18 protein-coding genes, 1 tRNA gene and 1 riboswitch are annotated in these 22383 nt (G+C 65.1%); of the genes, 8 read left to right on the plus strand and 11 right to left on the minus strand.

What is annotated here, in order from left to right:
• Positions 1 to 413 precede the first annotated feature (413 nt).
• Complete coding sequence (locus tag GGR00_RS14795; protein ID WP_184699829.1) at positions 414 to 1466, plus strand: threonine aldolase family protein; 1053 nt, start codon at positions 414 to 416, stop codon at positions 1464 to 1466.
• A gap of 65 nt (positions 1467 to 1531) precedes the next feature.
• Here the strand turns inward: GGR00_RS14795 and GGR00_RS14800 are convergent, their stop codons facing one another.
• Complete coding sequence (locus GGR00_RS14800) at positions 1532 to 2503, minus strand: alpha/beta fold hydrolase (protein ID WP_184699877.1); 972 nt, start codon at positions 2501 to 2503, stop codon at positions 1532 to 1534.
• Positions 2504 to 2725: 222 nt separating this feature from the next.
• On the opposite strand from GGR00_RS14800, the gene GGR00_RS14805 reads away from it, so the two are divergent.
• Entirely contained in the window at positions 2726 to 3139 is a 414-nt protein-coding gene (locus GGR00_RS14805; protein WP_055979693.1) for an Rrf2 family transcriptional regulator, read from the plus strand.
• A 99-nt stretch (positions 3140 to 3238) separates the two neighbouring features.
• Here the strand turns inward: GGR00_RS14805 and GGR00_RS14810 are convergent, their stop codons facing one another.
• Positions 3239 to 3706 carry an Hsp20 family protein gene (locus GGR00_RS14810; RefSeq protein WP_055979697.1) on the minus strand — a complete coding sequence of 156 codons (468 nt, stop codon included), beginning with the start codon at positions 3704 to 3706 and terminating at the stop codon, positions 3239 to 3241.
• 12 nt (positions 3707 to 3718) lie between these two features.
• Between GGR00_RS14810 and GGR00_RS14815 the strand changes: the two genes are divergently transcribed.
• Together GGR00_RS14815 and GGR00_RS14820 are read left to right on the plus strand one after the other, a co-directional pair.
• Positions 3719 to 3928 (plus strand): hypothetical protein, encoded by a 210-nt coding sequence (locus GGR00_RS14815; protein ID WP_184699830.1) that lies wholly within the window; start codon positions 3719 to 3721, stop codon positions 3926 to 3928.
• Positions 3929 to 4154: 226 nt separating this feature from the next.
• Positions 4155 to 5117: an alpha/beta fold hydrolase gene (locus GGR00_RS14820; protein WP_184699831.1), complete on the plus strand. Its 963-nt coding sequence runs from the start codon at positions 4155 to 4157 to the stop codon at positions 5115 to 5117.
• A 4-nt stretch (positions 5118 to 5121) separates the two neighbouring features.
• Here the strand turns inward: GGR00_RS14820 and hisN are convergent, their stop codons facing one another.
• Positions 5122 to 5895 carry a histidinol-phosphatase gene (hisN, locus tag GGR00_RS14825; protein ID WP_055979703.1) on the minus strand — a complete coding sequence of 258 codons (774 nt, stop codon included), beginning with the start codon at positions 5893 to 5895 and terminating at the stop codon, positions 5122 to 5124.
• A 224-nt stretch (positions 5896 to 6119) separates the two neighbouring features.
• Positions 6120 to 7010 carry an N-formylglutamate amidohydrolase gene (locus tag GGR00_RS14830; RefSeq protein ID WP_184699832.1) on the minus strand — a complete coding sequence of 297 codons (891 nt, stop codon included), beginning with the start codon at positions 7008 to 7010 and terminating at the stop codon, positions 6120 to 6122.
• A gap of 229 nt (positions 7011 to 7239) precedes the next feature.
• Between GGR00_RS14830 and cpdR the strand changes: the two genes are divergently transcribed.
• Together cpdR and GGR00_RS14840 are read left to right on the plus strand one after the other, a co-directional pair.
• Complete coding sequence (cpdR, locus tag GGR00_RS14835) at positions 7240 to 7602, plus strand: cell cycle two-component system response regulator CpdR (protein WP_018429348.1); 363 nt, start codon at positions 7240 to 7242, stop codon at positions 7600 to 7602.
• Between the two features lie 106 nt (positions 7603 to 7708).
• Positions 7709 to 7783, plus strand: a tRNA-Val gene (locus GGR00_RS14840).
• 112 nt (positions 7784 to 7895) lie between these two features.
• On the opposite strand, the gene GGR00_RS14845 is transcribed toward GGR00_RS14840, so the two are convergent.
• Both GGR00_RS14845 and GGR00_RS14850 read right to left on the minus strand, forming a co-directional pair.
• A complete protein-coding gene (locus GGR00_RS14845; protein ID WP_377865030.1) occupies positions 7896 to 9428 on the minus strand; it encodes a flavin-containing monooxygenase in 1533 nt (510 codons plus the stop codon).
• Positions 9429 to 9472: 44 nt separating this feature from the next.
• Positions 9473 to 9925, minus strand: coding sequence for a cupin domain-containing protein (locus GGR00_RS14850; RefSeq protein WP_055979729.1), 453 nt, complete (start codon positions 9923 to 9925; stop codon positions 9473 to 9475).
• 246 nt (positions 9926 to 10171) lie between these two features.
• Between GGR00_RS14850 and GGR00_RS14855 the strand changes: the two genes are divergently transcribed.
• Positions 10172 to 11143, plus strand: a complete 972-nt coding sequence (locus GGR00_RS14855; RefSeq protein ID WP_246441389.1) for an AraC family transcriptional regulator — start codon at positions 10172 to 10174, stop codon at positions 11141 to 11143.
• A gap of 12 nt (positions 11144 to 11155) precedes the next feature.
• On the opposite strand, the gene GGR00_RS14860 is transcribed toward GGR00_RS14855, so the two are convergent.
• Together GGR00_RS14860 and metH are read right to left on the minus strand one after the other, a co-directional pair.
• Complete coding sequence (locus GGR00_RS14860) at positions 11156 to 11959, minus strand: (2Fe-2S) ferredoxin domain-containing protein (protein WP_343065560.1); 804 nt, start codon at positions 11957 to 11959, stop codon at positions 11156 to 11158.
• Between the two features lie 104 nt (positions 11960 to 12063).
• Positions 12064 to 12317: riboswitch (cobalamin riboswitch) on the minus strand.
• Positions 12318 to 12343: 26 nt separating this feature from the next.
• On the minus strand, positions 12344 to 16153 hold the full coding sequence (gene metH, locus GGR00_RS14865; RefSeq protein ID WP_184699835.1) for a methionine synthase: 3810 nt from the start codon (positions 16151 to 16153) through the stop codon (positions 12344 to 12346).
• Between the two features lie 265 nt (positions 16154 to 16418).
• Between metH and GGR00_RS14870 the strand changes: the two genes are divergently transcribed.
• Positions 16419 to 18404, plus strand: a complete 1986-nt coding sequence (locus GGR00_RS14870; RefSeq protein ID WP_184699836.1) for a diguanylate cyclase domain-containing protein — start codon at positions 16419 to 16421, stop codon at positions 18402 to 18404.
• A gap of 33 nt (positions 18405 to 18437) precedes the next feature.
• On the opposite strand, the gene GGR00_RS14875 is transcribed toward GGR00_RS14870, so the two are convergent.
• Genes GGR00_RS14875 through GGR00_RS14885 form a run of 3 tightly spaced genes read right to left on the minus strand, consistent with a single transcriptional unit; the run spans position 18438 to position 22383 of the window.
• Positions 18438 to 20093 (minus strand): GMC family oxidoreductase, encoded by a 1656-nt coding sequence (locus tag GGR00_RS14875; protein WP_184699837.1) that lies wholly within the window; start codon positions 20091 to 20093, stop codon positions 18438 to 18440.
• 11 nt (positions 20094 to 20104) lie between these two features.
• On the minus strand, positions 20105 to 20881 hold the full coding sequence (locus tag GGR00_RS14880; protein ID WP_184699838.1) for a 3-ketoacyl-ACP reductase: 777 nt from the start codon (positions 20879 to 20881) through the stop codon (positions 20105 to 20107).
• The gene (locus GGR00_RS14885; protein ID WP_184699839.1) at positions 20878 to 22383 is read right to left on the minus strand and encodes a GMC oxidoreductase; all 1506 of its coding nucleotides are present in this window, start codon (positions 22381 to 22383) and stop codon (positions 20878 to 20880) included. The genes GGR00_RS14880 and GGR00_RS14885 overlap by 4 nt, the downstream gene beginning before the upstream one ends.

Raw genomic sequence — 22383 nt, forward strand, 5'->3', positions numbered from 1 at the left:
TTGCGGCGCAGTGCCGTTTAGCCGGCACCGAACCGCCAGTCGGGCAGGCAGGGCCCGGATTCGCTCCGGACGGCCTCTGACCCCAGCTCGCGGCGGCAGACGGACGTGGCGTCATCATACGCCAAATCCGTTCCGCTTTGGGCAGATAAATAAGACAGCACTGCTGTCCTAAATTTCGTATGACAGAATTCTTGAATACGCACAAGACCGATTCACGAATTTTCCGCATCCGGAAAGACAGAAAATTTCGCCGAACTCATGCCTGGCGTAACTTTTGAACAACTGGTCAAAAGCGCCCTGCCCGCTGTCTCAATCGATTTCCAGGCCCCGGACTTGCCGAAAACGCCAAAACCCGCTCTAGCTCGGGCATCCCTGCCACGCAGTCTCCGACAGCCATATCACGGACGGATAACATGTTTTTCGCATCAGACAATTGGGCCGGCGCGCACCCCAGGATCGCCGAACGGCTGCACGCCAGTGCGGCAGGCTTCAGCCGGGCCTATGGCGACGGCGATCTCGACCAGGCTGTCTACGCGCGTTTCAGCGAGATATTCGAACGCGAGGTGGCGGTGTTCTTCGTCGCCACCGGCACCGCGGCGAACTCGCTGGCACTGGCTGCCTACAACCGCCCCGGCGGCATTTCCTTCGGCCATCGCGAAGCACACATCATCGAGGACGAATGCGGCGCGCCCGAATATTTCACCGGCGGCTCCAGGCTTCATGCCATCGACGGAACGCTGGGCCGCATGGACGTCCGCAACCTCGAACGCGCGGTCGCCCGTTTCGCGCCCGAATTCGTCCATGCCGGTCGGCCGATGGCGATCTCGATGACGCAGTCGACCGAGGTCGGCACCGTCTACGGACTCGACGAGATCAAGGCCATTTCGGCCATCGCCAGGCAATATTCGCTGCCGCTGCACATGGATGGCGCGCGCTTCGCCAATGCGCTGGTCTCGCTCGACACAACGCCGGCCGAGATGACCTGGAAGCGGGGCGTCGACATCGTCTCCTTCGGCGGCACCAAGAACGGCTGCTGGTGCGCCGAGGCGATCGTGCTGTTCGATCTCGACCGCGCCAAGGAAATGGCTTTCCTGCGCAAGCGCTCGGCCCAGCTGTTCTCCAAGTCGCGCTTCATCTCGGCCCAGTTCGACGCCTATTTCGACGGCGGCCTGTGGCTGGACACCGCCCACCACGCCAATGCGATGGCGACACGCCTGGCCGCGGCCATCTCGGGCTCGTCTGTCGCCCGCCTTGCCTGGCAGCCCCAGGCCAACGAGGTGTTCGCGGTCATCAGGACGGAAGTCGCCAACGCGGCTCTTGCCGCGGGTGCCGCCTTCTACGACTGGCACGCGCCGGCCGGTTTCGACGGACAGCTCGGCGAGGACGAAACGCTCTACCGCTTCGTCACCAGCTTCGCCACGTCGCCCGAAGAGGTCGACCGTTTTGGCGAGCTGCTGCGGAGGTAACGTAAAGTCGAACGGCTCGCCAGGGCGAGCCGTTCGACTTTACAGCCGTGGTGACCGGGCCTTGGTCAAAGAGCCCTCAGGAACGAAAGCAGCGCGTCCGAGACAAGCACCGGCCGCTCTTGCGAGGGCCAATGGCCGCAGCCCTCCAGGTAGATCGGCTGCCTAAGCTGCGGCACGAGCGCGGGCATCGCCGCGATGATGTCGCGCATGCCCGGGATCTGCAGCCCGACGTCGCGTTCGCCGACGAGATAGAGCGCCGGCACCGCAACCTTGAGTCCCGAAAACGCGTGCTGCATTTCCCAGTTGCGGTCGAGATTGCGATAGAGGTTCAACCCGCCCCGGAACCCGCTGGCCTGGAAATCGCCGACATAGGCGTCGAGGTCGGCCTCGCTCAGCCATGACGGCAGGGCATCGGGCGTCGGCAGCGGCGCCAGCAGACCCCTGTCACGGCTCACCATGGCGAAGGGATTGGGCGTTCCGTCGCCTTCGCGCCTCGCCCCCGCATCACCCGACGCAGCAAACAGGATCTTGCGCAGCGTCAGGCCGACGTCGCGTTCGAACTCGGCTTCGGCCAGGTCGGGCTGTTGAAAATAGAGCGTGTAGAAGAGGGCATCGTCGGTTTGCGGGAAGATACGCGTCGGCGGCACGGGAGGTTGTCCCATCATCGGCACGCCGAATGCCGCCACCGCATGGAACCGGTCCGGGCGCAGGAGGGCCGCTTGCCAGGCCAATGTCGCTCCCCAGTCGTTGCCGACGATAACCGCCTTCTCTTCGCCAAGCGCGTCGAGCAGGCCGACCATGTCCGCGACCAAATGCAGGATCGAATACTGGCCGACATCGGCAGGCCCTTCGGTGCCGCCGAACCCGCGGAGATCGGGGGCGACGACACGATAGTTCGCCGCTGCAAGCGCGGCGATCTGGTGGCGCCAGGAATAGGCGGTTTCGGGGAAGCCATGGCAAAGCAGCACCAACGGCCCCTGGCCCTGCTCGGCGATTCGCATGCGGAGGCGATTCACCTCGACAAAGCGATACGGCAGTTGCGGCATGGCAGTCTCCTTCATGGGTGCTGGTGATCCGGCCAGGGAGCGCGGTGTGAACAAGGTCACAGCTGCCAGCGCAACGGCATGACGGGCGAAGGTTCGCCTGTTCATGTCCTTGGCTTGCAGAAGGTAACTCATGAAGTTACATTATATCAGGGAAGCAGAGAATGTAACCCATACTGTTATGATTTTTCGTGAGCGTTCGGTCCGGATCCGCCAATGACACAAGACAGCCGCCTGTCCCGCATGCTGCACATGCTGATCCACATCGACCTGCACGACGGCAGGGCCACGTCGGAAACCATCGCGCAGATGCTCGGCACCAACCCCGTCGTGGTGCGGCGGATGATGGCCGGCCTGCGGGAACAGGGCTACGTCGAAGCCGTCAGGGGTCCGCATGGTGGCTGGAAGCTGGCGCGCGATCTCGCGGACATCACCGTCCTCGACGTCCACAACGCGCTGGGCAGCCCCTCTCTTTTTGCGGTGGGCCTGGCGGTGGATCACCCCGACTGCCCGGTCGAACGGTCGGTCAATGCCACGCTCGGCGAGATTTTCGACGATGCCGAGACAAGGGTGACGTCGCGATACGGCAACATCACGCTCGCCGACCTGATCCCCGACATAAAGCGCTGAAAGCCGGAAACTGGCGCCCTCAGGGGCAGACGGTGTCTCGCCGCGCATGAAAAAGGCGGCACCCGGGGGCGCCGCCTTTTCTCCTTGGGAGGAGCTGTCTTAGTTGACGGTATTGGCCTCGATCTGCTTCGCCTTGGCCGGCGCAGCGGAGATCTCGATCTTGCGAGGCTTGTGCTCTTCGGGAATGTTGCGCTTGAGATCGATGTGCAACAGGCCGTTCTTGAGCGTCGCGCCGACGACCTCGACATGGTCGGCGAGCTGGAAGCGTCGCTCGAAGGCGCGCGAGGCGATGCCGCGATAAAGCAGCTCCGAACCTTCGCCGGTGCCTTCATTGCCGCGCTCGCCCTTGACCGTCAGCACATTGCGATGGGCCTCGATCGAAATCTCGGTTTCCGAGAAGCCGGCAACCGCCATGCTGATGCGGTAGGCGTCCTCGCCGGTGCGCTCGATGTTGTAGGGCGGATAGCTCGTGCCGACTTCGGGCTGGCCGAGGCCGTCGAGCATGTTGAAGAGCCGGTCAAAGCCGACCGTCGAGCGGTGGAGCGAGGAAAAATCAACGTGACGCATGGGTGTTCTCCAGTGAGCAACAAGGTTTTGCGCATGACCTGTGCCGAAGCCCGTTCTGGCGCCCCGGCGGTGATCAGCGGCCCCGATATTGGGCGCCGCAGAAGACATTTGGGTGCCTGCCGAAGCCATTTCAAGACATTGTCCCAACGGCTTTTCGCAATGATCTTCGATGAACCGAAGATGAACCGGGCCTTCGGCATCCGTTCAGGTCGCCCCGACTAGAGTGCATCCAAGTTCAAGAACAGGCGGCACCACAGAATGCCGCCGACGAGGCCGAGCCGGGTTGTAACGTCCCTTCCTCCCGGAGCGACAGAGGCCGGAGGCATCCCGCAAGCTGCCTCCGGCCTCATTCGATTCCGCCGCGGCGGAATTCCTTTGATTTTCCCGGCCCGCCTTTCTATCACCCTCCTATCGCCTGATCCTGCGGCAGCGAGTTCCGAAGCGCCTGATGACGGACCTGTTCCACGAAATCCCCGGCAATCCGGTTCCCGAAAGGGCCACCTCCGGCGACTTTGTCGCCCATGACGGCAAGCGCCTGCGCTATGCGCTGTTTCCTGCGACATCCCATCCCTTCAAGGGCACGGTGATCCTGCTCAACGGCCGCAACGAATGCATCGAGAAGTACTTCGAGACCATTCGCGACCTGACCGTGCGCGGCCACGCCGTGGCCACCTTCGACTGGCGCGGCCAGGGCGGGTCCGAGCGGCTGTTGCGCGACGGCCATCGCGGCTACGTCAGGAGCTTCGACCATTATGTCCGCGACCTCGAGGCGTTCTTCGAGCAGATCGTGCTGCCCGACTGCCGCGGTCCCTTCTTCCTGCTCGCCCATTCGAGCGGGGCGCTGATCGCGCTGCTGGCCGCGCCTTCGATGAGCAACCGGGTCCAGCGCATGGTGCTGGTGGCGCCGTTCCTCTCGGTCATCGGCGTACCGCTGTCGATGACATCGATCCGACGCCTGGGTACCCTCGCCTGCTGGCTGGGGCTCGGCCGGCTCTACGCCGCATGGGGGCCGCGCCCGCGCGAAGGCACGCCCTTCGCCGTCAACAAGCTGACCAGCGACGAGCGCCGCTATCGCCGCAACATCCTGCTCTACGAGACCTATCCAGAACTGTCGGTCGGGGGGCCGACCATTGCCTGGCTGCGCGCCGCGGCACAGGCGTCCCAGACCGTGCGCGATCCGCAATTCATGGCAGCGCTCAAGGTGCCTATGCTGATCGTCAACGCCGGTGCCGACGAGGTGGTGTCGTCGCGCGACGTCGAGCAGTTCGCCAGCCAGTGCCGCGTGGCTTCGCTGCTGACCATCGATGGCGCCCGCCACGAAATTCTGCAGGAAGCGGATATCTACCGCGAGCAACTGCTCGCCGCCTTCTCCGCCTTCGTGCCGGGAACGCCGGCAACGGCCGACGCGTAAGGAGCTATCCCGCGAGAGCGGCCATCGCAGCCCTGTGCAGCTCCGGCGTCGCCGCCGCGATGACGTCGCCGCCATTCTCCGCCGGGCCGCCGTCGAACGTGGTGACGATGCCGCCGGCCTGCTCGATGATCGGAATCAGCGCGACGATGTCGTAGGGCTTGAGGCCGGGATCGACGACGATGTCGACCTGCCCCGCCGCCACCATGGCGAAGGCGTAGCAGTCGGTGCCGTAGCGGGCGAGCTGCACCTTGCTCTCCAGATCGTCGTAGCGCTTGCGCATCTCGCCCTTGAACAAGGCCGGCGTCGTGGTGAACATCGTCGCGTCCGCCAGGCTGGTCGTCTTGCGCACCGAAAGCGTGCGCGGTCCGCCCGGCCCCTCGTAATGCGAGCCATCGCCGTCGGCGTAGAACAGCTCGCCGGTGAAGGGCTGCGACATCAGCCCGGCCACCGCGTCGCCATCGACGGTCAGCCCGACCAGCGTGCCCCAGACCGGCAGGCCGGAGATGAAGGCGCGCGTGCCGTCGATCGGATCGATCACCCAGACATGGCTGTTGGAGGTGTTTTCGCTGCCATGCTCCTCGCCGAGGATGCCATGATCGGGGAATTCGGCGTTGATCAGCGCGCGGATGGCGCGCTCGGCCTCCTGGTCGGCCTCGGTGACGGGGTCGAACCCGCCGGCGAGCTTGTTGGCCACCGCCCCCTGGCGGCGGAAGCGCGGCAGTGTTTCGGCTGCGGCAGCCCGTGCGATCCGTCGCATGAATTCGGCGTCGACCATCATTCACCCCATTCCTGACTGTTGCGTGGATGACACGCCGCGGCCCTCGTCGGCAATAACCACATCAACCTGATTTAAAGAATCCCAAGGCGACTTGACTTTTGTGCAGCGCACAATAATCTCGACTTCGGACAGGGTTTCCTGTCCATGCCCTCCTTGGGCGTTTCCTCCCTAGACTTCGACCGCTCTCCGGAGCGGTCTTTTTTTAACCTGCTCGGCCTGCAGCGCTACTCCGCGGCCAGCGGCAGGTCGAGGAAATGATGATCCGGAACCGCCATCAGATCGGCGGAAAACCGCGCCAGATCGTCTGCCAGCGCATAAAATCCCGCCGATTTCTTAAACGTGCGCTCATCCATGTAGAGGCCGCGATTGATCTCGATCTGCAGCGCATGAAGCTTGCGCGCCGGCCGGCCATAGTGCTCGGTGATGAAGCCCCCGGCATAGGGTTTATTGTGCGCCACGGTATAACCCATCGCCGCCAGCAGCCCGATGGCGCGTTCGGAAAGCTCCGACGCGGCCGATGTGCCGAAACGGTCGCCGACGATGAAGTCCGGCCGCATGCCGCTGTCGCCGATGCGGACCGAGGCCGGCATCGAATGGCAGTCGACCAGCACCGCATAACCGAAGCGCGCATGGGTGCGCGTGACCAGCCGCTTCAGCGTCTCGTGGTAGGGTTTGTAGACGCATTCGATGCGGCCGACCGCCTCCGACAGCGGCAACCGGCCCGGATAGATGTCGAGCCCCTCGCCCACCAGCTTCGGCACGGTGCCGAGCCCGCCGGCGACACGGGCCGAGCGGACATTGGTGAAGGGCGGCACCGGCTCCGCGAACATCCTGGGGTCGAGTTCCCACGGCTCGCGGTTGACGTCGAGATAGGCGCGCGGAAAATGCGCCGTCAGCATCGGCGCGCCGAGGGCTACGGCAGCGCCGAACAGCTCGTCGACGTAGCAATCCTCGGAGCGGCGGATGGAGGTCGAATCGAGCCGCGTCATGGCCAGGAAGCGTTCGGGATAGCACCGCCCGCTATGCGGCGAATTGAACACGAACGGCACGCGCTGCTCTGCGCTCGTCCGGACCTCGAACGGCGGCAGCACCGAGAAATCTTCGGCTGGCGTCATCTTTGCTGACGGACCTGCGACATGCACTCACTCATCGCTCGAAGGTGCCACCTGCGGCCGCTGGTGTCCAGCATTTCGAAATGTGGAAAAGCCGCCCCGATCGTGCCTTTGCGTCACCATGCCGGTTCGGCATTCACTTGATGTTTACCGTCCCGAACTCATATACAAGATGGTTAACGGAGCCCCTGCTGGGGGGCGGCTTCGACCGCTAATTTCGGACGGGAAACTGATGGCACGCATTCTTCTGGCAGAAGACGACGACGATATGCGCCGCTTCCTGGTCAAGGCGCTGGAACGCGCCGGTTACCAGGTGAGCGACTTCGACAATGGCGCGAGCGCTTACGAGCGGCTGCGCGAGGAACCCTTTTCGCTGCTCCTGACCGACATCGTCATGCCGGAGATGGACGGCATCGAGCTGGCGCGCCGCGCCACCGAGATCGATCCCGATCTCAAGGTGATGTTCATCACCGGCTTTGCCGCGGTGGCGCTCAACCCTGATTCGAAGGCACCGCGCGACGCCAAGGTGCTGTCGAAACCCTTCCATCTGCGCGATCTCGTCAACGAGGTCGAGAAGATGCTGCACGCCGCCTGAGGCGTTTCCCTTGCGTCGCCAGGGGAATTGATGATCCGGCGCATTTTTCCGCCAAACACGCTATTGACGCGCCGGATCAAAAATGGTGTATCCGCCCCCATCGGATGGGCGTGTAGCTCAGCGGGAGAGCACTGCATTGACATTGCAGGGGTCACAGGTTCAATCCCTGTCACGCCCACCATCCAAACTCCTTGATATCGTGAGATAAAGCGGCACAGGCTAACGCCGATGTCCGCATGGCCGCGATCCGGCAAGCGCCGGCTGGCGCTCGCCTGTTGCCCGACGCTTCAGTCCTATGCCGCCCGATAGTCCGGCGCGCTTGCCAGGTAGCCTGCATAGGCGTCGGCGTTTGGCGGGGTAAAGTTTTCTGCCAGTGCGTTGCGTCGCCGCTTCCTGGCGCCGATGTCGGCCAGAAGTTCGTCGAAATGCTTGAAATGATAGGGCGCGACGCAGAGGCCGCCATAGACGCCGGCAGCGGGGCGTTCGTTGCGCTTCCAGTGCAGCATCACGTCGATGTTGTCGTTCATTTCCTGGCGCGTCGGCTGGCGCCCCAGCATGCCGTCGGCGTAGCGCACCAGCCAGTTGCCGGCGAGCTCGGCGCTCAGCACCGTGCAGAATGACGAGTTGAAGCCGACGAAACCCATGTCGGGCAGATCGGGATTGGCGATGACCCGGTAGAGCCTGTACTGCCCGTCGGGCTCGACCAGCTTGCGCCGGTACTCTTCCGGCAGGAACGGCACGCCGGATTTCCAGCCCACCGCAAGGAGCGCCATGTCGGCCGCCACGCGCTCGCCGCCCGACAGAATCACCGTACCCGGCTCGTAGCTCGCGATCGTGCCCTGGATCGCCTTGATTCGCCCGTCCGCCACCATGTCGAAGAAGCCCGGCGTGACGATCGGGACCGAGCAGTTGATCGTCGATTCGATCGGCTTGGTCGGCCTGAGCCCGGTCTTCTTCAATTTGAGCTGCAGCGAGAGCAGGCTTTCGAGCGCCCGCCAGTTGGCCCAGACGAACGGCTTGGCGACGCTGTGCGCGAGCCGCGCCAGCAGCGGCTGGTCCCAGTTCGGGAACATCACCTCCTGGGCACGGACATAAAGGATGCGCTTGAAGTTGATCAGGCCGCCGATGAAATACGGGATGCGCCAGACCGGCTCGAGATAGACGATGGTGACGCCGCTGGCCCCGGAATGGACCGCATTGACGGCGATGTCGGTGGCGGACTTCGAAAAGCCGAGCACGACGACGCGCTTGCCCTTCACGGTGGCGGAATCGGTGTATTCCGAGGAGTGGAGCACCTGGCCGCCGGCTGCGGTGAAATCATCCTGGCCCGGATGCACGAGTTCGCGTTTTTCGCTGAAATTGCCGGTGCAGACCGCGACGAAGTCGAAATCCTCGCTCGCCACGTTTCCGCCTGCGGCAAGCTCGACGCTCCAGCCCCTGGCTCCTTGCCGCCGCTGCATCGAAACCACCTTGGTGCCGTAGCGGATGAGCGGCACCAGCCCGTTCCGCTCGGCATAGGTCCTGAGATAGGCGTGGACCTGCGTGCCCTTGGGCCATTCCGGATAGTCGTCCGGCATCGGCATCGAGGTGTAGCGATAGAGATCCTTGGGGCTTTGCGTCTGAACCTCGGGATAGGAGCGCGACGGCTCCCAGACCCCGCCCAGGTCGCCGCCGCGCTCGACGATGTGGACCTCGTGGCCACGTTGCCTGAAGGCATGCGCAGCCGCGAGCCCGCTCACGCCCGCGCCGACGACGCAGACTTTCTTCTTCTCGACCATTTGCTTTTCCTTGTCGTCAGGACGCGGGCTCGCCCGCGCACGCGACAGATGTCGCGTACGCCTGAACGAGCGGCGGCGTGTGATCCGGTGGCTTAGTCGTTGGCTTCCGGCGGCAGGAAGTTGACCTCGTGCTGGGCCGAGACCTTCACCACCTCGGCCGGGTCGGCGAGGTTGTCGAGCTTGTTGAACAGCTCTTCCAGCATGCCCGCCGGCGACACCCAGAACAGGGCCTTGGTCGGCTTGTCGGACTTGTTGAAATAGCCGTGCGGGATGCCGCGCGGCATGCGCACAAGGTCGCCTGCCTTGGCCTTGACCCATTCGCCGTCGAGCTTCAGGTCAAGTTCGCCTTCCTGCACCAGGATGAACTCTTCCTGGGTCGGGTGAATGTGCACGGGCACGAACTGGCCCGGCTCGCTGTTGGTCTCGAAGGCGAAGGTGGAATCGCACACCGCCTTGGGAAAATAGACCTGTCCAAGGATGTTCCAGGTCTTGCCGGCATAGCCGTCGCCCTTGCGCGTGATGCCCTTGGCGAGTTCCTTGCTCATTTCATGTTCCCTCTGTTCGAAGGACCTGCCCAGGGCGGCCCTTTCATTTGTTCCACCCCAAAGAGTGCTGCAGAGATCGCAGAGACACTAGCCGGAATGCGCGGCGACTATCCACAAAACGCAAAAATGCGGCAGCGCGGATGCATTGCCCTTCATTTTCATTGGCAGCCGCAAGATCGGTGCTAGTCTGGCCGCATGCTGATGGAAGAGGCGTCCGTTCGAAGGGTCCCGCTTTCCGATCATGTCTTGTTTCAGTCGAACGATCTCGACTGCGCCAGGGAGCGGGTCGCCCAGAAGTTCTGCAATCACCGACTGGACATCATCGGTGATCGAAAACCGTTTCGCGTCACGCACAATCATGCCCCCGGCGAGATGATCTCGCTGAACTACATCAGCTACGGCGCCGACGTGCTGATCGACCCGGGCGAACTTGGCGACTTCTATCTGATCCAGATGCCGGTTTCGGGCACGGCGACCGTCCGCAACGGCAGCCAAGAATTCCTCACCGACCGCAGCATCGCCTCCGTGCTCAACGCCGACCTGGCGACGAGGATGAAGTGGTGGCAGGGCTGCGCCCAACTGCTCATCCAGGTGCGCAAGGCGCCGCTGCATGCCTTCGCCATGCGCCTGCTCGACCGCGACATACCGGGAGCGCTGATCTTCGATCCGCTCGTCGATTTTTCGCGGCCCGAGATGCAGGCATGGCGCCGCCTGGCCAACTCGCTGTTCCACGCCGCGGAGATGAGGCCAGCCTCGGCCGGTTCAGGCATCCAGAACGTGCTCTACGAACAGCATCTGCTGGAACTGTTCCTGCGCAGCCAGCCCAGCAACATGAGCCTGTTCTTCGACGACCAGAGGCAGGGAGCCGCCCCCCGCCATCTCAAGCGCGCCGAGGAGTTCATCCGCGCCCATGCCGCCCTGCCGATCGGGCTGCACGAGATCGCCGGGGCCGCCGGCGTGGCGCCCCGGACGCTGCAACTCGCCTACAGGAACGCCTTCGGCATCTCGCCGCTGCGCGCGCTGACGCGCGAGCGCATGCGCCGCGCCCGCTTCGACCTGGTGGCAACCGAAGCCACCGTCACCGATGTCGCGCTGAAATGGGGCTTCACCCATTTCGGCCGCTTCGCCGCCGAATACCGCCATGAGTTCGGAGAGCTTCCGCGTGAGACGCGGCAGGCCCGGCACGGCCTGGGCCGTGCCGGGCATGAACTGGCCTGAACGCCCGTCCCGCTAGGTTTTGGCCGATTCGGCGGGAGCTACCGCGCGCAGCGTCTGCTTGCGGCCGGTAGGCTCGTAGGCGAACGCCTCGACGACGCGGCCACCGAGCAGGTGCTCGGCAACGATGCGATCGATGGCCGCCTCCGTGACGCCGCCGTAATAAGTGCCTTCGGGATAGACCTGGATGACAGGGGCCAGGTTGCACGGGCCGAGGCAGGTCGACTTGCAGCTCATGGTGCCGTCGCCGGTCGTGCGCAGCTTCTGGCGGTCCTGATGGTTGCGCAGATGGCCCCAGATGAGATCGGCGCCGGCGGCGTTGCACGGCCCGCCCTGGCAGACCAGCACGCGGCGCTTCTGCGCCGGGACCAGCGAACCTTCCGGCACCAGCCTTTCGGCGGGCGGAACGGGAGCGGCAGCCTGCGCGCCTTCGACGAGCCCGGCCATGAGGGCGGCGAGAAGCGGACTGTCGGCAAGGCCCTGGGCGATCCTGACCTGGGGCCACGCCACACCGTCCTCGGCCTGCCAACGGCGTAGCGACTTGGTGAGCCAGGCGGTGAAGCTCGGCTCGATGGGCAGCATCAGCGGCAAAATGAGCACATCGGAGGCGCCGGCCGCGCGCAATGAACCAAGCGCCTCGCGCAGCGACGGCGTGCCTTGCTCGGTGAAGCCAAAACTGGCACCGGCGACGCCCGGCAGCGCGGCTACCAGATCGGCAAGCTGTTGCATCTGCCTGTAGGGCGCGGCGGCAAAAGCCGATTTGGCGACCAGCAGCATGTGCCTTTGCGGCGCAGCATTGTTTTCGGTTGTGTTCGACACCTGCAATCCCTGACCAGCCGTGGCGGGATTGCGGCAACGCAGGCAGAAGCCGGCGCCGGGATGGCAACCGTTTCAACCGCGCTCCAGTGGTACACCCCGCCCACGGAACCTCACTTGGTCAGGCAGGTCTCCTGGCTCGCGGGTCGTTGCTTCATCGCCCGTCTTCCCGGCATCCATGCCAGTGACGTGGTGGGCAATGTGGCTATTCACCATTGGGGCATAAACTTTCCGAAAGCGGACACCGCTTTCCGAAAAACATGTCCCGACCGCTCACAGTTGCGGGGCAGCTTCGGCTTTGACCGAATTCCCTCTTAGCTCCCGCCCGGAGGCGGGAGAACCATAACCGTGCGGCAAGCTATAGGCGCGCGCCGCCAAGTCAAGCGGCTATTCGGCAGCCTCGGCGAAGGCCGCCGGCACGTAGTTGAGGATCGGCGCGAGCCAGCGCTCGGCCTCCTGGAGCGACATGCCCTTGCGCCTGGCATAGTCCTCGACCTGGTCGCGCTCGACCTTGGCGACGCCGAAATAGTAGCTCTCGGGGTGCGCGAGATAGAGGCCCGACACCGACGAGCCCGGCCACATCGCCATGCTTTCGGTCAGCGCCACGCCGGCGTTGCTTTCGGCATCGAGCAGCCTGAACAGCGTCGTCTTCTCGGTGTGGTCCGGCTGCGCCGGGTAGCCCGGCGCCGGGCGGATGCCGTGATAGGCCTCGCCGATCAGCTCGTCGCCCGACAGGTTTTCGTCTGTGGCATAGCCCCAGAACTCCTTGCGCACGCGCTCGTGCATGCGCTCGGCAAAGGCCTCGGCGAAGCGGTCGGCCAGCGCCTTGACCAGGATCGAGGAGTAGTCGTCGTTGGCGCGTTCGAAGCGCTCGGCAATCGCCACTTCCTCGATGCCCGCGGTCACCACGAAGCCGCCGACATAGTCGGCCTTGCCGCTGTCGAGAGGCGCGACGAAGTCGGACAGCGCGACATTCGGCCTGCCGTCGCGCTTGGTCAGCTGCTGGCGCAGGGTGAAGAAGCTCGCAAGTTCCTGCTTGCGGCTGTCATCCGTGAACAGCCTGATGTCGTCGCCGACGACATTGGCCGGCCAGAAGCCGATCACCGCCCTTGGCGCGAACCACTTCTCGTCGATGATCTTCTTCAACATCGCCTGGGCGTCTTCGAACAGCTGGCGCGCCGCCGGGCCCTGATGCTCGTCTTCGAGGATCTTCGGGTAGCGGCCCTTGAGCTCCCAGGTCTGGAAGAAAGGCGTCCAGTCGATGTAGCGGGCGAGCTCGGCGAGATCCCAGCTCTCGAACACCTTGGTTCCGAGGAAGCTCGGCTTCGGCGGCGCGTAGCCGGTCCAGTCGACCTTGTGCGCATTGGCGCGGGCCTTTGCCAGCGGCAGCCGCTGCTTGTCGGCCTCCGAGCGGGCATGGGCGTCGGCGACCTTCTTGTACTCCGCCTGCACGGTTTCGACGTAGCCGCCCCTGGCCTCCGGCGAAAGCAGGTTGGAGACCACCCCGACCGCGCGGCTGGCATCGGTGACATAGACTGCCTGGCCGCGCTCGTAGCGCGGATGGATCTTCACCGCCGTGTGGACGCGGCTGGTGGTGGCGCCGCCGATCAGCAGCGGAATGTCGAAGCCCTCGCGCTCCATCTCGGCGGCGACATGCGCCATCTCGTCGAGCGACGGCGTGATCAGGCCGGACAGGCCGATGATGTCGACCTTCTCGTCCTTCGCGACCTGCAGGATCTTGGTTGCCGGCACCATGACGCCGAGATCAATGATCTCGTAGTTGTTGCAGGCAAGGACCACGCCGACGATGTTCTTGCCGATGTCATGGACGTCGCCCTTGACCGTCGCCATCAAGATCTTGCCGGCGCTCCGGCGCTCGCCGGTGTCGATGCCCTTGGCGGCGTTGGCGGCCTTTTCTGCCTCCATGTGCGGCAGCAGCCCGGCCACCGCCTGCTTCATGACGCGGGCCGACTTCACCACCTGGGGCAGGAACATCTTGCCGGCGCCGAACAGGTCGCCGACGACGTTCATGCCGGCCATCAGCGGTCCTTCGATGACATGCAGCGGACGCTCCGCCTTCAGCCTGGCCTCTTCGGTGTCGGCGTCGATGAACTCGGTGATGCCGTTGACCAGCGCGTGGCTGATGCGCTGCTCGACCGCCCAGTCGCGCCAGGCGAGGTCGCGCTCCTTGGCTTCCTTGCCAGCCGTGCCCTTGTAGCGCTCGGCCAGTTCGAGAAGGCGTTCCGTCGCCGTGCCGCCGGCCTTGGGCAGCCGGTTGAGAACGACGTCCTCGCAGGCTTCGCGCAGTTCCGGATCGATCGATTCATAGACCGCCAACTGGCCGGCATTGACGATGCCCATGTCCATGCCTGCCTGGATGCAGTGGTACAGGAACACGGCATGCATCGCCTCGCGCACGGGTTCGTTGCCGCGGAACGAGAAAGACAGGTTGGACACGCCGCCCGACACGTGGACGTGCGGCAGGGTGCGAGTGATCTCCCGCGTCGCCTCGATGAAGTCGACGCCGTAATTGTCGTGCTCCTCGATGCCGGTGGCCACCGCGAAGATGTTGGGATCGAAGATGATGTCCTCGGGCGCGAATCCGGCCTGCTCGGTCAGCAGCTTGTAGGCGCGGGTGCAGATCTCGACCTTGCGCGCCTTGGTGTCGGCCTGGCCCTGCTCGTCGAAGGCCATGACGACCACGGCGGCACCATAGGCGCGGCACAGGCGTGCGTGATGCAGGAAGGCTTCCTCGCCTTCCTTCATCGAAATGGAATTGACAATCGCCTTGCCCTGCACGCACTTCAGCCCGGCCTCGATGACGTCCCACTTGGAGCTGTCGATCATGACCGGCACGCGCGCGATGTCGGGTTCGGCGGCGATCAGGTTGAGATACTCGACCATCGCCTTCTTCGAATCGATCAGGCCCTCGTCCATGTTGATGTCGATGATCTGGGCGCCGTTGGCGACCTGGTCGCGCGCGACTTCGAGCGCCGCCGCATAGTCGCCCGCCGTGATCAGCTTGCGGAACTTGGCCGAGCCGGTGACGTTGGTGCGCTCGCCGACATTGACGAACGGAATCTCGTCGGTGAGCGTGAACGGCTCGAGGCCCGACAGCCGCATCTGCGGCTTCAGTTCCGGCAATTGGCGCGGCGGATGCTTGGCCACCGCTTCGGCGATGGCCCGGATGTGCTCCGGCGTCGAGCCGCAGCAACCGCCGGCGACGTTGATCAGGCCTTCCCTGGCGAACTCCTCGACCTGGGCGGCCATGAATTCCGGGCTCTCGTCATACTGGCCGAAGGCGTTGGGCAGGCCGGCATTGGGATAGGCGCAGGTGAAGGCCTCGGCGACGTCGGACAATTCGGACAGATGCGGCCGCATGGCATTGGCGCCGAGCGCGCAGTTCAAGCCGACGGTGAACGGGTTGGCGTGGCGCACCGAGTTCCAGAACGCGGTCGGCGTCTGGCCGGACAGCGTTCGGCCGGAAAGGTCGGTGATGGTGCCGGAGATCATCACCGGCAGGCGCACGCCTTTTTCGATGAAGATCTCCTCGCAGGCGAAGATCGCCGCCTTGGCGTTCAGCGTGTCGAAGATGGTCTCGATCAGGATGATGTCCGAGCCGCCGTCGATCAGGCCGCGCAACTGCTCGCCATAGGCGATGCGCAGGTCGTCGAAGCTGACGGCGCGGTAGCCGGGATTGTTGACGTCGGGCGAGATCGAGGCGGTGCGGTTGGTCGGCCCGAGCGCGCCGGCGACGAAGCGGCGCTTGCCGTCCTCCTGCTGCGCCCGGATCGCCGCGCGGCGCACCAGCCGCGCACCGTCGCGGTTGAGCTCATAGACCATGTCTTCCATGCCGTAGTCGGCCTGGGCGATCGAGGTCGACGAAAACGTGTTGGTCTCGATGATGTCGGCGCCGGCCTTGGCGTATTTGTAGTGGATCTCCTCGATCGCCCTGGGCTGGGTCAGGATCAAGAGGTCGTTGTTGCCCTGCTGGTGGCAGGCGCAACCGCCGAAGCGGTCGCCGCGGAAATGGTCCTCATTGAAGCCCAAGCCCTGGATCTGGGTGCCCATGGCGCCATCGAGGACGAGTATGCGTTCGCGTGCCGCCGCCTTGAGCGCAGCCATCACCTCCGCCCCATCCGACTTGACGGACACGGCTCCGAAAAGAGCGTCGAGGGGGGAAGCGTTTTGCGACATTTTACGTCCTTTCGGCGACAAAGCCGTCAGGTCACATAAAGACATCTTTATGTCAATATGTCGATAGCCCAAACAAACGCAATTGTCGTTCCGTCCGGCCCTGTCGGCGTCCGTGCCGGCTGGCCCAACTCTTTGTGCAGGACGGCCAATGCATCGGCTTCCACGGCTGCAGACGTTGACAATTTGGAAGGCTTTTTCGGTCCATTGCCACTTCTGGTAGCGGCGCAAACTGGGTTGCATTCTCGGGAGTACGTGCAAGTTGGCCATGCAAGCAAGACAGGTCGGGCAACGCGGTCTGAACGGCCATCTCTTTGCGCTGGCGCTGGTCTGCCTCCTCCCCGTCGTCGCGATCTCCGGTCTCGCGGTCTGGCACGCCGGACACGCCTACAAGAAGACGGCCGTCGCCAGGCTGAACGACACCGCCCGCACACTCGCCGGCGCCATCGAAGGCGAATTGCAGGGGCGCATCGCCACCTTTGCGGCCCTGGCTTCGTCCTGGGAGCATGCTCCCGCAGATTCGTCGCCGATGCCTGCAGACGTGGCCGCCAGGATCGGCATTGGCGGGGACGTGGCGCTGGTCGAGGAAGAACGGGCGGACTATCTGCCGGCAGTCGCACCGACCGTGGCGGGGGCTGCCCTGGCCGCCTTGCAGAGCCAGGCACCCGTCATCTCGAACATCGTCATCAAGGAAAACAAGCCAGTGCTGTCGCTGGCCCTGCCCGTCGCCGGCCCCAACGGCGACCGTGCCGCATTCGTCCTCTCGACCTCCCCCACCGAGCTCGTGCAGACGCTTCAACGGGGGGAGCGCTCGCTGACCGACATCCTCGTTGCCGTGACCGACGGCAACGGCCGCATCGTCGCCCGCTCGCGAAATCCGGAGAAGTACGTCGGCGAGCTCGTTCCCGACTGGCCGAAGGTTCAGGCGAAGAGCACCGATTCCGGGCTGTTCGAGGCAAAGACGATCGAAGGTTTTCCGATCGTGCTGTCGTATCACAAGCTGCAGGGCACCCCGGGCTGGGTGGTCGTCGTCGGCGAGCCTGTCGGCGTTTTCACCGCGCGCTGGCGCGACCCGATCATGGGACTCCTGCTCGGTGCAACCGTGGCGATCTGCCTGGCGCTGGCCATCGCCGTCTGGCTCGGCCGCCGCATCCTCCAGCCGGTGCAGGCGCTGGTCGCGCACAGCAATGCCATCGCCGAAGGCTCCCAACCCGGCAATCCGGTGCCGCCGTCATCCATCCGCGAGTTCGAGATCCTGAGGCTCAGCTTCGAAAGGGCCGAAAAGGCCCTGCGCAACGAAAAGCATCGCTACCGCGTCATCGCCGAGGCCGGCGCCATCGTGCTTTGGCGGCGCTCGATGGCAGACGGGGTCGGCTCGGCCACCGGCTGGGAGCAACTGACCGGCAGGCCTGCAAGCGAGGTCGTGGGTCAGGACTGGGTCGATGCCATCCATCCCGAGGACAGGCCGGTAACGTCGGCCGCCTGGGGCAAGGCCATGGCCGAGACGATGCCGCTGGATGTCGAGTTCCGCCTGAAGGTGCAGGATGACCGCTGGCTTTGGGTGCGCTCGCAGGGCTCTCCGGTCATCGGCGACGATGGCAATGTCAGCGAATGGGTCGGGGTCATCGAGGACATCGATGCGCGCAAGCGCGACGAGGCCCGCATCGCCCACATGGCCCATCACGACGGGCTGACCGGGCTCGGCAACCGCACCCTGTTCCGGCAGCGGCTCAAGGCCGCGGCGGAACAGGCAGCCGGCACGATGCAAGGCGCCCTGCTCTGCCTCGACCTCGACAGGTTCAAGCAGGTCAACGATACGCTTGGCCACCCCGTCGGCGACGCCCTCCTGTGCGTGGTCGCCGACAGATTGCGAAACTGCACCGACGCTGCCGATTGCGTCGCCCGCATCGGCGGCGACGAATTCTCGATCGTTCAGATGGACGCCAACCAGCCAGAGGCCGCCGCAGCGCTTGGCACCAGGCTGGTCGAAGCGCTGTGCGAGCCCTACGACATCGACGGCCACGAGATCGTCATTGGCGCCAGCGTCGGCATCACGCTGCTGGACGGCGAGCGCAAGGATATCCGGACCTATCTCAAGCGCGCCGACCAGGCCCTCTATCGTGCCAAGGACCTTGGCCGCGGCCGCATCGCCTTTTTCGAGCAGGACGAGCTTCTGGCGCAGATGTCGCGTCTGGTCGAGCGCGACAAGGCAACCCAAGCCCTCCTGCCAGACAGCGCCCGCGTTTCAAGCTAAGCACCGCCCGGCGCATGCCGGAGCCGCACCGCCTTACCGCACCTCGGCGCGCGCCCTTGGCCTGATATCGTTGCGCTCGTGGGCGAAGATCGCAGGCGGCAGCGGGTCGCGGTTGCGGATGATGTCGGCGCCCTTTTCACCGACCATGATCGTCGGCCCGTTGGTGTTGCAGGACGGCACGCGCGGCATCACCGAGCTGTCGCAGACGCGCAAACCCTGGATGCCGTGCACCTTGAGCTCGAGGTCGACGACGGCCATGCCGTCGGTGCCCATCTTGCAAGTGCCGACGGGATGATGGTCGGTCTTGGCGTTGGCGCAGCCATAGTCGAACAGTTGGTCTTCCGTCACCACATTCGGCCCGGGCAGCCGCTCGGCCAGCACGAACGGCTTGAGAGCTGCCTGCTGCATGATCTCGCGCGCGACCCTCAGGCCCTCGATCGACATCTTGCGGTCGTGCGGGTCGGCCCAATAGTTCGGGTCGATCAGCGGGGCCGCGGCCGGATCGCTTGAAGCCAGCCGCACCGTGCCGCGCGAACGCGGGTGCAGATAGGCCGAATTCAGCGTCACCCCGGCATTCTTGAGCCGGGCGACACCGGCCTCGATGCCGGAGCCCAAGCCAAGATGGAACTGGATGTCGGGCGAACGCGCTTCGGGATCGGCATACCAGAATCCGCCCGTCTCGAAGAGGCTCGACGTCACCGGGCCGGTGCGGAACAGCACATATTGCAGCCCGGCCCACAGCGTGCGGTGCAGCTTGGCGACGTTGTCGTAGGTGTGGTCGCCGGTGCATTCGGAGATGACGAACAGGTCGAGATGGTCCTGCATGTTCTCACCGACGCCCTTGAGGTCGTGCACGACAGGCACGCCGACGCTCTTCAGGTGGTCGGCCGGGCCGATGCCCGACTGCAGCAGGAGCTTCGGCGAGCCGATGGCGCCCGAGGACACCAGCACCTCGCGCTCGGCACGAATGATCTCTGTACCGGTGCCACGCGCCACCTCGACACCCACGGCCCTACCCTTTTCGACCACGATGCGATTGACCCGCGCGCCCATGCGGACGGTCAGGTTGCGGCGATCCTTGATCGGCGAAAGATAGGCCATCGAGGCGGACGAACGGCGCTTGTTGCGCTGGGTCAGCTGGTAGAAGCCGACGCCGGCCTGCTGGCGGCCGTTGAAATCATGGTTGTAGGGGATGCCCAGCTCCTGCCCGGCGCGGATATAGGCATCGCAGATCGGCAACGCCGCCGACGGCATCGACACGCCCAGCGGCCCGCCATAGGAATGGTAGTCGTCGGCAAAGCGCTGGTTGTCCTCGCAGCGCTTGAAATAGGGCAGCACCGAGCGGTAGTCCCAGCCGGTGCAGCCGTCCTCCCGGGCCCAGAGATCGTAATCCACCGCGTTGCCGCGCGTGTAGAGCTGGGCGTTGATGCTGGAGCCGCCGCCGATCACCTTGGCCTGGGTGTAGCGCAGCACGCGGTTCTTCATGTGCTTTTGCGGCACGGTTTCCCAGCCCCAGCTGGCCACGCCCTTGGTCATCTTGGCAAAGCCCGCCGGCATGTGGAACAGTGGGTTCCAGTCTCCGCCACCCGCTTCGAGCAGCAGCACGCGCACGTCCGCGTTCTCGCTCAGCCGGTTGGCCAGCACGCAGCCGGCGGGGCCTGCACCTGTGATGATGTAGTCGTAGGTCATCCCGAAAACTCTCAGAGACGCGCGACGGACAATGCGCCGTCAGCCTTGATGATGGTGCCCGTGGCAAAGCCGAAGCTGCCGCCGGCAAGGGCTGCCGCGATGCGGCCGATGTCGTCGGGCTCGCCCCAGCGCCCGGCCGGAACCAGCCCGTCGCCGATCAGCCGGTCGTATTTGTCCTGGACCTTGGCCGTCATGTCGGAGCGGATGATGCCGGGGCGGATCTCGAACACGTCGATGCCGGAGCTCGCCAGCCGGAGCGTCAGGCCTTGGGTGAACGCGGCGAGGCCGGCCTTCGACATGCAGTAGTCGAGCCGCTCCGGCGAGGTCATCTCGGCCGAGATCGAGGTGATGTTGATGATCGAACGCCGCTGGCCCGGCTGCGACATGGCCAGCATCGCGCGCAGCACGGCCTGGGTGAAGAACACCGTGCCGCGCAGATTGACCGCCATGATGGCATCGAAATTCTCGGGCGTGAGGTCGAGGAAGTCGCCACGGACTTTCGAGGCGATGCCGGCATTGTTGACCAGGCAGTCGAGACGCCCGAAATGCTCGACGATCCTTTCGACCGTACCGGCGTGCCCCGTGATGTCGGCGAGGTCGGAGGCAACGAACAGCACTTTTGCCCCATACTTCGCCAGCCCCGACACCGCCTCGGCGGCGGCCTCGTCTTCCTCGCGGTCGGTGATGGCGAGGTCGAAGCCCGCTTCGGCCAACGCCTTCGCCACGGCAAGCCCGATGCCCCGGCGCGCGCCGGTCACCAGCGCCACGGGTTTCGCCTCCGCGCTCATGCCGCCAGGTCCTTCCGCGCGATGTGGTCGGCGACGCGCAGCGCCTGGGCGGCGATCGTCAGCGCCGGATTGACCGCCGCCGAGGTCGGCAGGAAACCGGCGTCGACGACGAACAGGTTCTGGTGGTCGAAGGCGCGGCAGAAGACGTCGAGCGGCGCCTGCTTGGGGTCGGTTCCTATACGGACCGTGCCGCACTGGTGCGACGGCGTGCGCTTGTCGAAGGCGCGGGAGACGACCACCGGAAACCCGGCGCTGCGCAGCACCTGCTTGAGCTTGGCCACCAGCCGCTCATGCGCCTCCCAGTTGCTGCGCACCCATTTCAGCACGATGCGGTTCCCGTCGACCATGATGCGGCTTTCGGGCGATGGCAGGTCCTCGCTCATGGCGTAGAAGTCGATCGAATGCGCGGTCACGCGGTTGAGCAGCCATTCCGGAACGGCAGGCATCGAGCCCTTCAGGATCGTTCCCGAAATGCGCCCGAGCAGTTGCACGTTGCCCAACGGCGGCCCGCCCTCGCCGTCGGAGAGGTAGAAATCGTTGAAGCCAAAAGTCTTCTGGTAGACAGAGTCGTTGCGGAACCAGGGGCTCATGGCGATCACCGCCGTCGAGTTGTGGTTCATGAAGTTGCGCCCGACCTGGTCGGAGCGATTGGCGAGCCCGTTGGGGTTGCTGTCATTGGCCGAGCGCAGCAAAAGCACGGCCGACTGCACCGCGCCCGCCGACAGGATCACCAGCTTCGGCCGCAACACAGCTGCCTCGCCGTTGCGCATGTAGTGAACGGCAGCTATGCGCCCGTCCGGGCCCGCCTCCAGCCGCGTCACGCGCGAGCCGGTCTGCAGCTTCACATTCTGATACTTCAGCGCCGCCGCCAGTGCCGTCGTCTCGGCGTCCATCTTGCCGTCGAAGCTGTTGGGATGCGCGTCCCACGGCGTCTTGCCCTTGGCCAGCCAGCGCTCGATGTCGACGCCAAGCGGCAGCGAAAACGGGTGCACGCCCTTGGCCTTCAGCCTCGCCCGCACCTTCGAGATCGCCGGCTCGTCGGCAACCGGCTTCAGGCCATAGGGCTGCGAATGCACCGGCTCGGTCGGGTCCTCGCCGAGCGTGCCGCGCACCTGGTACAGGGTCTCGGCGAGCCCGTACCACGGCTCCAGTTCCTCATAGGCGATCGGCCATGCCGGCGACACACCGTCGAGATGCTGCATCTCGTCAAAGTCCTCGCGCCGGTAGCGCGTCAGCACGGCGCCGTAGAACTTCGAGTTGCCGCCGACATTGTAGTAGTTGCCGGGGTTGAAGCCGGTGCCGTCGGCCTCGTACCAGGTTTCGTCGGGGCGAAAGTGCCCGCGCTGGAAGATGGCGCGCTGGTCGCGGTTCTCCGGCCGGTCCTCGATATGGCCGCCGGCTTCGAGGATCAGGATTTCGGCACCGGTCGCGGCGAGCCCGGCGGCCACCGTCGCCCCGCCGACCCCCGAACCGATGATGACGATGTCAGGCTGTCGGGACAT

It is taken from the genome of Aminobacter aganoensis (assembly GCF_014206975.1).
GTDB classification, from domain to species: Bacteria; Pseudomonadota; Alphaproteobacteria; order Rhizobiales; family Rhizobiaceae; genus Aminobacter; species Aminobacter aganoensis.